At 60.7% G+C, this 13014-nt stretch carries 11 protein-coding genes; all 11 read right to left on the reverse strand.

The window, feature by feature from the left end; genetic code table 11:
* Positions 1 to 236: hypothetical protein (locus PHS32_RS16590; protein ID WP_301080166.1), on the reverse strand; the 236-nt coding region annotated here is incomplete at its 3' end.
* A 17-nt stretch (positions 237 to 253) separates the two neighbouring features.
* Entirely contained in the window at positions 254 to 1024 is a 771-nt protein-coding gene (locus PHS32_RS16595) for a hypothetical protein (protein ID WP_301080167.1), read from the reverse strand.
* A gap of 376 nt (positions 1025 to 1400) precedes the next feature.
* Positions 1401 to 2072, reverse strand: coding sequence for a 2Fe-2S iron-sulfur cluster-binding protein (locus PHS32_RS16600; RefSeq protein WP_301080168.1), 672 nt, complete (start codon positions 2070 to 2072; stop codon positions 1401 to 1403).
* Positions 2069 to 3727: an NADH-ubiquinone oxidoreductase-F iron-sulfur binding region domain-containing protein gene (locus PHS32_RS16605; RefSeq protein WP_301080169.1), complete on the reverse strand. Its 1659-nt coding sequence runs from the start codon at positions 3725 to 3727 to the stop codon at positions 2069 to 2071. Before PHS32_RS16605 ends, PHS32_RS16600 begins: the two co-directional genes overlap by 4 nt.
* An 8-nt stretch (positions 3728 to 3735) precedes the next feature.
* Complete coding sequence (locus PHS32_RS16610) at positions 3736 to 4188, reverse strand: NAD(P)H-dependent oxidoreductase subunit E (RefSeq protein ID WP_301080170.1); 453 nt, start codon at positions 4186 to 4188, stop codon at positions 3736 to 3738.
* A gap of 32 nt (positions 4189 to 4220) precedes the next feature.
* The gene (locus PHS32_RS16615) at positions 4221 to 4991 is read right to left on the reverse strand and encodes a hydrogenase iron-sulfur subunit (protein WP_301080171.1); all 771 of its coding nucleotides are present in this window, start codon (positions 4989 to 4991) and stop codon (positions 4221 to 4223) included.
* Between the two features lie 24 nt (positions 4992 to 5015).
* A complete protein-coding gene (locus tag PHS32_RS16620) occupies positions 5016 to 8048 on the reverse strand; it encodes an FAD-dependent oxidoreductase (protein WP_301080204.1) in 3033 nt (1010 codons plus the stop codon).
* A 241-nt stretch (positions 8049 to 8289) separates the two neighbouring features.
* Positions 8290 to 9447 (reverse strand): (Fe-S)-binding protein, encoded by a 1158-nt coding sequence (locus PHS32_RS16625; protein WP_301080172.1) that lies wholly within the window; start codon positions 9445 to 9447, stop codon positions 8290 to 8292.
* A gap of 3 nt (positions 9448 to 9450) precedes the next feature.
* Positions 9451 to 9990, reverse strand: a complete 540-nt coding sequence (locus PHS32_RS16630) for a hypothetical protein (RefSeq protein ID WP_301080173.1) — start codon at positions 9988 to 9990, stop codon at positions 9451 to 9453.
* Entirely contained in the window at positions 9983 to 11944 is a 1962-nt protein-coding gene (locus PHS32_RS16635) for an aldehyde ferredoxin oxidoreductase N-terminal domain-containing protein (protein ID WP_301080174.1), read from the reverse strand. Before PHS32_RS16635 ends, PHS32_RS16630 begins: the two co-directional genes overlap by 8 nt.
* A 54-nt stretch (positions 11945 to 11998) precedes the next feature.
* Positions 11999 to 12772 (reverse strand): cyclohexa-1,5-dienecarbonyl-CoA hydratase, encoded by a 774-nt coding sequence (locus PHS32_RS16640; protein ID WP_301080175.1) that lies wholly within the window; start codon positions 12770 to 12772, stop codon positions 11999 to 12001.
* Between the last annotated feature and the right edge of the window lie 242 nt (positions 12773 to 13014).

Raw genomic sequence — 13014 nt, forward strand, 5'->3', positions numbered from 1 at the left:
ATGTCACTCCAGCGATCCCCGTATGCGTCGATGCCCTCGATATCGACTTGATCTGGTTCGTCAACAAGAATGGTGCCGCAGCTTGGGCAGTTACCAACAAATACTCGTGTTCCATAAGGCTGCTCAGACTCGTCATCGCTGGTAAAAAGTTCCGCGCGCCCCGATTCAGTAGCAGCAACTTTAGCCTTGCAAACGTGGCAATCGACAATAAACGTTCTCGGTCTAGAGGTAGCCATAAAAGTTCAACGTGGAGCTAACCGGCCTGCGCGGCTTTTCGCGCAGGCGGGTTGAGCGAAGTGTTATGCATAGCGGCTAAATTACACCTTTGTTTTCTAGGGCGATGAGCGCTGGCCCTACAAGAAAGAAATACAGCGCTGACAGGTTGTACGCGGTTCTCGGCGATACCAGCAGTGCCTTCCTTGATAGGGCGGAAGTAACAACCATCAAGAACAAAAAGAACAGTGGAAAAACCGAGAAAACTACGATTGCAAAGCCAGCCATTAGCAGCCCACCAATTAGACCGATGCCGCTTAACATTGCCGTGATGAGCAAGTCCGGGAGTTGAAGAGCCCCCGAACGGAGCCAAGGGGCGCACTAGCAACCGTATTTGGTGAAACTGAAAATCCGTCAGATAGTCGAGGAGATAAATGCCCCAGGGGCCTATCACCATGATTGCAGCCATGAACAGTTGTTCACGAACGCTCTTTCTGAAGTTTGTTCCGAATTGCACTGCCATCCAGAGAAAGATAAATAGTCCAGGAAGAATCGCAAAAGGAGTGCCTGCGACTGTTTTGCCAAGGCCAAAAAACATGACCGAAAAAATGATTGCGGCAATTCCGAACAGCCTTTGCAGTCCCAACAATTCCTTCTTGTAATCGGCGTAGGCTCGCCAACGAAGAAAGAAGAATCCAGCTTTCGACAACGTTTGAAGCGTAGCTGCTCCTTCCGGCGTTTTCCGAATAGCCGCTTCTCCAGCGACTATGCCAGTAACGATTTGGAGAATGACCAATATCCAGAAGAGCACGACGCAATCTCCTATGCATAACGTGATGTAGCCGAGCGCCTATCTTGGCAATCCCAAGCTAGACGACGGGATATCCTGGGACTCCCTCTGCGGACGCCGTTGAGCAACAATGCGGCGAGACGCATGGAGCCCAGCTTTGCGTCAACTGCGATAGATATTGAAGTCACTGCCCTCCCGTTTGAATCGTATCGCCTATCCTGGCGAAATTCTGTCACTGTTGCCCGACTATAGCCCAGTAGGCCGCGCCCTCGAATGTCGGCTCCCGCTGCGCTGCGGTCGACCAAACTGTGAATTCACCTCCACTGGTTTCAAAATTCCACGATTGAAAAGTCATGGATCCACAACTGGTGGAATGTCAGCCGAATCAGCTGCTGTTTCAGACCGTCATGGATACCGCCGTGATCGGAATAATCACCCGTGGCTTGGCGGCTGCCTTGGCGGCGCGGGTCGCGGTCTTGCGCTGGCCCGGAAAGGCCAGCGCCTCGGTCAGCAGGTAAGCGGCTTGCGCATACGACGTCGGACACAGCGCAAAGCATTCCTGGCAGTCCCAGCATTCCATTTTGGCGACTTCCGGCACGAAGCTGATCTGGCGCACGGAGCCGTTGTCGAAGAAGCTGACTGCGTTCTTTTTCTTCACCTCGTCGCAGTAGCGCACGCACAGCCCGCACAGCACGCAGAACGACGCCTCGCGCTCAAAGCGGTTGCGGTCGGCGCCGTACTCCTCGGCCAGCTTCACCAGCTCGGGGGCGTCTGGCGCGTGGGCCATCAGTTCCTCCACCAGCACCTTGCGGATCTTGTCCACCTTCTCCGAGCGGGTGCGCACGACGATGTCTTGCGCCACCGGATAGAGGCACGACACGACGTAGCTGGTCCAGCCGCGCGATTCCACTTCCACCATGCACAGGCGGCAGCCGCCGAAGGCTTCCAGTTTTTCGTGATGGCACAGGGTGGGGATGTGGATGCCCGCCTGTTGCGCCGCCTGCAGAACGGTCGTGCCGGATTCGGCCTTGACTTGCCGGCCGTCGATGGTCAAAACGATTTCGGTCATTTGCTTTCGCTCCCACCGGCAATGCGCGCTTCGTACTCGGGCTTGAAATAGCGGAACATGCTTTTGAGCGGGTCGCCGGAAGTCTTGCCCAGCGCGCACAGGCTGGCCACGCCGGTCACCTCGATCAGATCCTGCAGCCGTTCCAGGTCGCCCGGCTTGCCTTGGCTCTCGGCGAGCCGGGTCAGGATCTGCAGCATCTGCGCCATGCCTTCGCGGCACGGCACGCACTTGCCGCAGGACTCTTTGGTCAGGAAGTCCATCAGGTAGCGCGCCACTTCGACCATGTCGGTGTCCTGGTCCATCAGCAGCAGGCCGCCGGCGCCGATCGGTGCGCCCAGTTTGGACATGCCGTCGAAGTCCAGCGGGGCGTCTATCAGGTCGGCCGGGATCGAGCCGCCCATGGCGCCGCCGAAGTGGATGGCCTTGAGCGTCTTGCCGTCGCGCACGCCGCCGCCGATGTCAAACACCAGGGTGCGCAGCGGTGTGCCCATGGGCACTTCCACGATGCCGCTGTTCACCACATGGCCCGACAACGAGACCAGCTTGGTGCCTTTGCTTTTTTCCGTGCCTATGCTGGTGAACCAGTCGGCACCCTTCTCAATGATCTGCGGCACGTTGGCCCAGGTTTCGACGTTGTTCAGGTTGCTGGGCTTGTCCCAGATGCCCGACACCGAGGTGCGGATGTACTTGGGCCGCGGCTCGGGCGGATTGCCTTCGATCGAACGCATCAGCGCGCTCGATTCGCCGGAGACGAAGATGCCGACATCGAAGTGCAGTTCGCATTCGAAGTCAAAGCCGGTGCCCAGGATGTTCTTGCCCAGCAGGCCATATTCCGCCGCCTGGGCCAGCGCGTTGCGCACATGCTTTTCCAATAGCGGCATGTCGTGCCGGGTGTACATGAAGCCCTTCTGCGCGCCGATGGCGTAGGCGCCGATGATCAGGCCTTCGAGGATCTTGTGCGGGTTGCCGGTGAGCATGGCGCGGTCCATGAAGGCGGCGGATTCGCCTTCGTGGCCGTTGACGATGACGTACTTGGTTTTCTCCGGTGCGTTGCGCGTGGTCTCCCATTTGGAGCCGGCCGGAAAACCGCCGCCGCCGCGCCCGCGCAGATTCGCCTTCTTGACTTCGTCGAGCACTTGCTGCGGGCTCATGCTGGTCAAGGCCTTGACCAGCGCTTTGTAGCCACCAAGCGCCAGATAGTCGTCGATTTTCATCGGGTCTATCTTCGGGTTGTCGCCGATCAACAGGCGTGTCTGGTGCTTGTAGAACGGCACATCCGCCATGTGCACCGCCTTGGCGCCGGTGTTGGGGTCCTTGTAAACCAGACGCTCCACGACTTCGCCTTTCAGTGTGGCGGCGATGATCTCCGGCACGTCGGCCGCTCTGACCTCGAAGTAGCAGATGTCGCCGGGCGTGATCACGACGTTGGGCCCCTTCTCGCAGTAGCCGTGGCAGCCAGTGGTTCTGACCTCCAACTTGCCGTCGAGTTTCTGCTTGGCAGCCTCGGCCAGAAAGGCGGCAGCCACCGCCGCCGAGTCCAGGCCGTCGCAAGCGGCGCCGGCGCAGACCGCGATGCAGGGTTTGGCGTTGTCCCGCTTGGCCAGGATTTCTGCCCTGAATGTTTCCAGCTCGGCGGCTGATTGGAACTTTGGCATTGCGTGACCTACTCGTATTGTTTCAAGACGCCTTCGATTCTGTCCGGCGTCATCCGGCCATAGTGCTTGCCGTCGACGATCAGTTCGGGTGCGATGCTGCAACTGCCCAAACAGGCGCCGGTTGCAAAGGTAAATTTGGCGTCGGCGTCGGTCTGCCCATCTGTCAGGCCGGTGAGTTCCTCGACCTTGGCTTGCAACTTGGCGGCGCCGCGCAGGTGGCAAGTCATGCCGGTGCAGACATGCACTTCGTGGCGGCCCTTGGGCGTCAGGCTGAAAGTCTTGTAGAAGCTGGCGATCTGCATCACCTGGGCGAACGGCACTTGCAGCGCGTCGGCCACCTGGTGCATCACTTCCCGAGGCAGCCAGTGGTTCGCGTGCTGGATCTCCACCAGCGCATGGATCAGCGAGCTCGGCTGGCCTCGGTATTTCTCGATGATGGCGTTGACTTTTTCTTCGGACATGGTTGCTTGGACCTCGGTTTGCTTGTTGCGCCTCAGGCGACCAGCGCGACCTGCGCCTGGCTGCCGTCCATGCGGACCATGCCCTGCTGCGACAGCAGGAGGAGGTGCCGCGCGACTTCCGCGCCATCGACGCCCAACTTGCGAGCGATGCCCTCGGCCGTGGCCTCGCCACCGCGCAGCGCGCCCATGATGCGGCTCATGGTCAGCTTGTCGAGCACCAGTTCCTTGAACAGCGGCTCATAGTCGGGTCTGGCGAAGAATTCCTTGTAGCCGTCTTCGGTCCGCTTGCTCACCCGGAAGCGTTCGCGCTCGACCAGCTTGAAATAGGGCACCAGATCTGTCGCCGCCTTCAGGCCGTCCAGCAGACCACCAACGTCGCGGCCTTCGCTTGAGCCAAAGGGGCCCAGGGCTTTGATCTTGGCCCCGAACTCATGCATGATCTCGGAGAAGCGAATGCCTTCGCCGGCGGAGACCCATTCCAGCCGCAGCCGGTCCGGGTTGATGCCGATGTTCTCCAGGATGCGCTTGGCGACGAAGCTGTTGCCCAGGGCGTCGTAATTGCCTTCGGGGTTGTAGTGACAGTCGCCCAGATGGCAGCCGCCGATAAACACGGCGTCAGCCTTCTTGGCAAAGGCCCGGAAGATGAACTCCAGATCAACCCGGCCCGAGCACATCAGGCGAATCACGCGCAGATAGGGCGGATACTGGAAGCGCGAGACGCCAGCCAGATCGGCACCGCCATAGCAGCACCAATTGCACAGAAAACCGACGATGACGGGTTTGAATTCAGAAGGGGCGGCCATTCTCGGTACCTTGGTTTGGCTTTGTCAAATTTCCGCAAGTGCGGCATCAATCTGGACGAACACCTCGTCGTCCGTGAAGTGCGAAAGGCTGATGGCTGCGGTCGGACACTTGGCGACGCACAGGCCGTCGCCCTTGCACAGCACCGGATTGACCACGGCCTTCTTGCCACGCGGCGTATCCTCGAACGAGATCGCGCCGTAGGTGCACACCGAGATACATGCGCCGCAGGACACGCAGTCCCTGGCGGCCACCGCGCACACGGCGCCCGAGGCCACCACCGTGTCGTTTGACAGCAGGGTCAGCGCTCGTCCCGCTGCACCGTAAGCCTGCGTGATGGTCTCCGACAGGTGCTTGGGATACTGCGCGGTGCCGCACAGGTAAACGCCTTCTGCCGCAAAGTCCACCGGCCGTAGCTTGACGTGGGCTTCTTGGAAGAATCCGTCCGGGCTCAACGGCACTTTGAACATGCGCCCCAGCTCGGCGGAACCGGCAGCAGGGATCACGGCTGCGGCCAGAATGATGGCATCGGCCTCGAGTTCAAGCTTCTTGCCCAGAATCGGATCGGCTGCGGTGACGCGGATGAAGCTGCGTCCGCCCTGTTCGACGCTTTCCAGTTGCGGCTTGTCGTCCGCCTCGTAGCGGATGAACTTGACGTTCTGGTGCGACGCCTCGAGGTAGTAATCCTCGCGGAAGCCATAGGTCCGGATGTCGCGGAACAGCACGTAGATTTCCACTTCGGGCTTGAGCGCCTTCATCTTCAAGGCGTTCTTCATGGTTCCGCTACAGCAGACGCGGGCGCAGTAGTTGCGGTCGTCGTTGCGGCAACCCACGCACTGGATCATCACCACGCTATTCGAAGCCAGCAGCTTTTCTTCCTGTTTGGCGAGCTTGCCTTCCATCTCCAGCAGCGTCATTACCTTGTCGCTCTTGCCGTACAGGTATTCGGTTGGCTTGTACTCCGTGGCACCGGTCGCGATGATGGCGGCACCGTGTTTGATGGTGCGCACCCGGCCCTTGGACTTGACCGTGGTCGTGAAATTCCCGACATAGCCATCCACATGCGTGATCGTGGCATCCATGATGGCGTGGATCTTCGGGTGTCGATAGACCTTTTTCTTGAGGTCCTTGAGGAAGGTCTGGACGTCCAGACCTTCGAGCGTGTAGTGCAGGCGGTTGGCCATGCCACCCAAATCCGAGGCTTTCTCGATCAGGTAGGTCTCATAGCCCTGCTCGGCCAAGGTGTGGGCGCTGGTCATGCCGGCGACACCGCCGCCGATCACCATCACGGTCTTGTCCACCGGCAGTGAAAACTCTTCGAGTGGCTCGAGTATGCCGACCCGTGCCACTGACATGCGGACCAGATCCTTGGACTTCGCCGTGGCGGCTTCCTTTTCCTTGGAGTGCACCCAGGAGCAGTGCTCGCGGATGTTGGCCATGTCGATGTAGTACTGGTTAACGCCAGCTTCGCGCAAGGTGTCGCGAAACAGCGGCTCCAGCGTGCGCGGCGTGCAAGCGGCGATCACCACCCGGTTCAAGCCCTTGTCGCGTATGGTGTCCGAGATCGCCTGGGCGGTGTTGGTGGCGCAGGCGAACAGGGAATCTTCCACGTGTACCACGCCCGGCAGGCCCAAGGAATATTCGGCGACGGATGGCACATCGACCACGCTACCGATGTTGGCACCGCAACGACAGACGAAGACACCGATCTTGGCTTCCTCTTGCGAGACATCCTTTTCCACCGGATAGACGCGGTCCGTCGAGAGCTGGCCGCGGCGCGACTTGAGCAGGTTGGCGGCCTGGGCGCCAGCGCCGCTGGCCCCCATCACCGACTCGGGAATGTCCATTGGACCCTGGAAGGCGCCACTGGTGAAAATGCCGGGCCGGCTGGTTTGCAGCGGGTTGAAAGGTTCGACCTTGCAAAAGCCGTGCTGATTCAGCTCAATGCCAAAGACCTTGGAAAAGCGCTGGGCATCCTTTGGCGGCGCCAGGCCGACCGAGAGCACCACCAGTTCAAAGAATTCCTCGACCACGCCGTCCGGTGTCGTGTAGCGGATCGAGACATCGCCGGTCACCGGATCTTCGCTGCCAACAGAAACGTAGCTGCGAACGAAATGCACGTCGGGCAGTTTTTGCGCGCGCTGGTAGAAGCGCTCAAAGTCCTTGCCATAGGAACGAATGTCGTTGTGGAAAATCTTGGCGTGCATCTCCGGCAGGTGGTCCTTGGCCAGGATCACCTGCTTTTGCGTATACGAGCAGCACACCGCCGAGCAGTAGCTGTTGGCGCCTTGCGGGTTGACCTGGCGCGAGCCGACACAGTGAATCCAGGCGATCTTGTGCGGATGCTTTTTGTCCGAGGGTCGCAGGATCTGGCCCTCATGCGGACCGGTGGAGCACAGCAGGCGCTCGAAGTCCATGCTGGTGACGACGTTCTTGAACTGGCCGTAGCCGTAATCGTTGCGCGGCAGGGGGTTGTAGGTTTCGTAGCCGGGCGACAGGATGATGGCGCCGACCTTGATCTGGACCTTCTCGGGCTTTTGACCGAAGTCGATGGCATCGTTTTCGCAGACCGCCTGGCAGATATTGCAGGTCTTGTCCTTCAGGAACAGGCAGCTGTCGTCGATGTAAGTGACCAGCGGCACCGCTTGTGCAAAGTAGATATGCACCGCCTTGTTCAGCGATAGTTCCTGATTGAAGGGGTCGGGGATCTTGACCGGACAGCGCTCGACGCAGGCGGTGCATCCCGTGCATTTGTCGGCGTTGACGTAGCGCGGCTTTTTCAGCAGTGTGACGGTGAAGTCTCCGGGCTGGCCCTCGACGCTGTCGACATCGGTATAGGTCATCAACTGGATATTGGGCGCGCGGTCGGTTTCGATGAATTTGGGCGACTCGATGCACATCGAGCAGTCATTGGTCGGGAAGGTCTTGTCCAGCTGCGACATTTTGCCGCCGATGGTGGGCGACTTCTCGACCAGATAGACCTTGTAACCATCCGTCGACAGGTCCAGCGCGGACTGGATGCCGCTGATGCCCCCACCGATGATCATCACGTCGCCCATGTTGTCGTCCGCCGGACGAAGCGCGTTCTGCGTGTTCCACTGCTGCTGTAAGAGTCCGAATTCCACGTCTGTGTCCTCGCCTATTGAGACTTTCGTAAATGATGACACCTACAAGGGATGATGCTGTCATCCCGGACTCGATCCGGGATCCAGTGCCACACCAACCCTGGATTGCGGGTCAAGCCCGCAATGACAAATCTGTGTTGACTCTGGCCCAACGGTGTCGTGAATTCCGTAAACATCAATAGATCGCTTCGCGAATGATTTCGGTGATGTCCTTGATCTCGATAGCGGCACCGCCGTCGGAGCGGCCCAGGCGGCTGTCTTCGAAATTGGTGATGCAGTACGGGCACGACGTCGCCAGCACCTGCGCGCCGGTGCCGGCCGCCTGCGCCAGGCGCAGGTCAGAGAAGCGCTGGCCCTTGGGCGTTTCCATCCAGATGCGGCCACCGCCGCCGCCGCAGCAGAAGCTGTTCTTGCGGTTCTCGGACATCTCCTTCAATTGCAGCCCCGGCACGCTCCTGAGCGCCTGGCGCGGCTGCTCGAAGATGCCCATGTGCCGGCCCAGATAGCAGGGGTCGTGGTAGGTGACGTTTTTCGCGTATTCCTTGGTCAGCTTCAAGCGGCCCTCGACTATCAACTGATGGATGAATTCAGTGATGTGCACTACCTCGAAGTTGACCATGAACTCGGGATACTCGTTCTTGAAGCTGTGATAGCAGTGCGGCGACGACACCAGGATCTTCTTCACGCCATTGCCGATCAACTGGCCGATGTTCTGCCGCGCCAGCGTGCGGAACAGTTTCTCGTCGCCGGTCTTGCGGATGCTCTCACCGCAGCAGCTCTCGTCGCTGCCGAGGATGCCGAAGTCCACGCCGGCCGCCTGCAGTATCTCCACCGTGGCCTTGGCAATCTTCTTGCCGCGCGGGTCGTAGGACAGGTAGCAGCCGGGGCTGTACATGATTTCCATGCCCTCTTCAAAACGCTTGACGCCCAGGCCTAGCGACCAGTCGGCGCGCTTGGCGCGCGCCTCGCCGAACGGATTGCCCTCGGCACGCAGGCTGGCGGCAATACCCGGAATCGGCGCCGCGCCGCCGGCGAAGACGTCGTACTCGGTAGCGATGCGGCGCAGCGCAATGCCGGACTGGATCTGCTTGACGTCGCGCGGACAGACCTGCGGGCATTTGCCGCAAGTGGTGCAACGCCAGATCTCCTCGCTGTCGATCTCGGTCAGGCCGAAGGTCGCCTCGCGCACGATCTTGCGCATGCTGAATTTGGATACCCGGTTCCAGGGGCAGACGGTGTCGCACATGCCGCACTGGTAACAGGATTTGAAAGCATCGCCGCCGGCTGCCTTGATGGCGTCGATGATTTCCTTTTGCGGGGCTACGGTCTCCATGCCTCAGGCCTTTGACATTCTGGCCAGGGTGTCCAGCACCTGCTGCAAACCGTGTTTGTCTATCATCGCGCCGATGCCGATCTCGACATCACCCAACTGCGGCTGGTCGTCCTCGACTTCCTCTTCGCGCTCCACAAAAATCAGCGCCTCGGCGTGGCACCACTCGACGCACTTGGGCTGATCCAGCGCCGGCGTTTCCTCGCACATGTCGCATTTGAGCGGCAGGCCCGAATCGGGCTCCTTGAACAGGGTGCGCGACGGGCAGGAGGCACGGCAGAAATCACATTCGTTGTATTCCTTGCCGTCGATGATGTACTTGTCGCGGCCGGTGCATTCCGCCTCGGTGTACTCGCCGGCATAGACCGGCAGGTAGATGTCGCGCAGCGGCAGGCGCACGATGCGGATGCGCGAGCGCGCCGGATTGTTGCTGGAGTAGCGCGGCGTCGCGTGCCAGGAAGAGCAGATCACCTCGCAGGCCTTGCAGCCGTTGCACTTGTCGGCGTCGATGGTGATCGACTTGACGATTTTCTTGACCTTAGCCATGGTCGTAAATCCCCTTCAACTCAAATTCCTCGGCGACGAAATCCATTTCAAGGTCGTGCAGGGATTCCTTGGTCGGGATGCCCTGGCTGTTGAAGCCCTTCAGCTTGTAATATTGATCCAGCAGTTGTTTCTCCAGATCGGGGAAGCGCTTCTTCCAATGGTCCTCGGGCGGCTTGTCGTCGGCGCGGCGCATGCCGCGGCGCACATTGAGCGCGCGCATCAGGGTGCGGGTGCGCGTTGCCGATTTCCAGACGTCGTCCTTGCTCATCTTGATGCCGGTGGCGGCGGTGACGAACTCCGGATAGTTGTGGATGTGGTAGGGCGGTTTCAGCGGGAACGATGACAGCCCGGCGCACATGCCCAGCGCATCGTCGATGTAGTGCATCTTCTCCATCCAGTCGACGATTTCGCAACTGGCCTCGACCGTCGGGTAGTAGGGATTGGACATTTCCCCGCGCGGCTCCCAGTCGACATAGTATTTCTTGAACTTCTCGTCGGGTACCTGAAACCAGTCCTTGACGAACTCTTCGCGCAACTCCCGGGTGGCGAAAGGCTCCTGCGGGAACTGGCCTTCGATCTGCGTGATGTTGATCTTCTCGCCGGTCGAGTACATCAGGTAGTAGACCGGGTTGAGCATGCCCAGCTTGAGCGGCAGTTGCTCGTGCTTCTTGATGGTGTTGTGGTCGAACTTCTCGGCGCCCTTGCCGATGCGCCGCGCCGCCCAGTAGACGCCGTCGGCCAGGTAGTCGCCTATGCCTTCGCGGCGCACCATCTTTTCCAGCAGGTAGTAGAAGCGCCCCTCCGTGTCCTCGGGCATGCCGGGGAAGTCTTCCTTGGTCAGGATGCCGGCCTCCAGCAGTTCCAGCCCGAACGCCAGGGCCTGCGGCGCCGAAAAGCCGTCGATACCGTATTCGGTCGCCTTCTGCGCGATCTTGAAGCCGAAGTCCAGGTCCGAGAAGGCCGCCATGGTGTAGGTCAGCTTCGAATAGCACTTCATCATGTAGGTCGGCAGGCCCGGCACCGAGATGGTGGCGCCGCACTTCATCGGGCAGTTGTGGCAACTGATCAGGCGGGTGCGCACGTTCTCCTGGCTCTCGCGCCACTTCTCCTCGATTTGATGGGTCCAGAAATCCTTGCGCCGGGTGCGCGAATTGCCCCACATGAAGTTGGTGGTGTGCCATTGCTCGTCGACGATGGCCATCTCCTGCGGCGAGCCGAGACCCTGCAGAATCGGCGGCACGCCCTGGATCGGGTTCTCGCCGCGGAACTTGATGTACTTGAGCACGCCGTCGCACAGTTCCATGTACTTGACCGGGTCGGCCACGTTGATGTCCTTGGTGCCGCGCACGGCGACCGCCTTCAGGCCCTTGTCGCCCATCACGGCGCCGATGCCGCCGCGGCTGGCGCTGGAGCGGCCCTGCTCGATCGAGGCGAAGAAGACGCGGTTCTCGCCGGCCAGGCCGATCGCCGCCACCTGGATGTCCGGGTCTTTCAATTCCTTGCGAATGGCCTCGGAGGTCTCGGTCGCGCCCAGGCCCTTGAGGTGCGAGGCATCGCGGATCTCGACCTTGTCGTTGTTGATCCAGAGGTAGACCAGTTGTTCCGACTTGCCGCTGAGGATGACTTTGTCGTAGCCGGCATACTTGAGTTCCGGCGCAAAGAAGCCGCCCATCATCGAATACGCCATCAGCTTGGTTTGCGGCGAAATGGTCGAGACGATGGTGCGGTTGCTGCCGGGCGCGGCGGTGCCGCACAGCAGGCCGCTGCTGAAGATCAGCAAGTTGTCGGGGGAGAAAGCGTCCGTCTCGGCCGGCACCCGGTCCCACATGATCTTGGCATTGGTGCCGAGGCCTCCCATGAACAGCCGGGTGTCGTTCGGGTCGGTCTCCACCCGGTCGATGCTGCCGCGCGAGAGATCCACTTCCAGGTCAAACCCTATTTCTCCATAACGCATTTTTTGTGGCCTCTCTCAGACGGTGTTGCTATGCAAAAATCTTGCGCGCCGGAATCACGCGTGTTCCCAGCTGGCTGGCCGACGCGCCAGAAAGGCGGCCAGCCCTTCGTTGGCGTCGTGTGTTTTCATCAGGCGATCCAGGTACAGGGTTTCGACTTCCTGCAGTCGTGCGCGCAGGCTGCGGATCAGCGGGCCACGCGCCGCGGCCACGGCGCACGCCAGCGCGGCGGCGCTTTTTGGTGCCAGCTGCTTGTCGAAATAGTCCAGGGCTGCTGCCTCGGGGTCGTCGGCAACGGTCTGCACCAGGCCCATGGCCTTGGCCTCGGCGCCGCTGACCGAGCGACCGGAGAACAACAAGTCTTCGGCGTCGGGCTGATTCACCCGGTACGGCAACAGGCAGGAGGCGGCCGGGGCAAAGACGCCCAGGCTCATCTCGGGTTGTCCCAGCTTGGCCTCCGGCGTGGCAAAAATCGGACCACCGGCCAGCGCCACTTCAAGGCCACCGCCCAGGCACTGGCCGCGCACCGCGGTCAGGATCGGCAGCGGGAACTCGACCATCGTGATGATCAGCGCGTGCAAGGCGGCCAGCATGGCGGCGCAGCGCTCCGCCAGGTGCTCATCGACACTGGCGCCAAAGCTGAAATGCGGCCCGCTGGCATCGAGCAGCACGCCGCGCAAGCCCTTTGACGCCCGATGCGCATCAAAGGCCGCCTGTAGAGACGCAATCATGGCGGCATCGACGATGTTGGCCTTGGGCCGGTCCAGTCGCAGGCGCAACAGCGCGCCATCGTGCTCCAGCCAGACTTTGAGGGGAGAGGGTTCACTCATATCAATTCTCTGATGGTGTTGACAGGCGGTGTCGAGAGCCAGGATTCGCGCTTGCAGAGGCTTGCTGGCCGGGATTTGCGCCCGAGTGCGCGCGGTTTGCCGGGTCTCGCCCCGGCGGGCGACCTTCTTTTCTTTGCTTGCCCAAAGAAAAGAAGGCAAAAGAAAAGGCAGCCGCAGTCAGAGCCGCTACGCGGTTCCTTGCGCTGCTCGCATCGGTCGGGGTCGGGCTAAACTCGCTTCGC

It is taken from the genome of Rhodoferax sp. (assembly GCF_028714215.1).
In the GTDB taxonomy this organism is placed as follows: domain Bacteria; phylum Pseudomonadota; class Gammaproteobacteria; order Burkholderiales; family Burkholderiaceae_C; genus Rhodoferax.

Bases quoted from the DNA above. Each gene is read 5' to 3' on its own strand.
- PHS32_RS16600 (WP_301080168.1), bottom strand. From the start codon at position 2,072: ATGACCGAAATCGTTTTGACCATCGACGGCCGGCAAGTCAAGGCCGAA.
- PHS32_RS16605 (WP_301080169.1), bottom strand. From the start codon at position 3,727: ATGCCAAAGTTCCAATCAGCCGCCGAGCTGGAAACATTCAGGGCAGAA.
- PHS32_RS16610 (WP_301080170.1), bottom strand. From the start codon at position 4,188: ATGTCCGAAGAAAAAGTCAACGCCATCATCGAGAAATACCGAGGCCAG.
- PHS32_RS16615 (WP_301080171.1), bottom strand. From the start codon at position 4,991: ATGGCCGCCCCTTCTGAATTCAAACCCGTCATCGTCGGTTTTCTGTGC.
- PHS32_RS16620 (WP_301080204.1), bottom strand. From the start codon at position 8,048: ATGGGCGACGTGATGATCATCGGTGGGGGCATCAGCGGCATCCAGTCC.
- PHS32_RS16625 (WP_301080172.1), bottom strand. From the start codon at position 9,447: ATGGAGACCGTAGCCCCGCAAAAGGAAATCATCGACGCCATCAAGGCA.
- PHS32_RS16630 (WP_301080173.1), bottom strand. From the start codon at position 9,990: ATGGCTAAGGTCAAGAAAATCGTCAAGTCGATCACCATCGACGCCGAC.
- PHS32_RS16635 (WP_301080174.1), bottom strand. From the start codon at position 11,944: ATGCGTTATGGAGAAATAGGGTTTGACCTGGAAGTGGATCTCTCGCGC.
- PHS32_RS16640 (WP_301080175.1), bottom strand. From the start codon at position 12,772: ATGAGTGAACCCTCTCCCCTCAAAGTCTGGCTGGAGCACGATGGCGCG.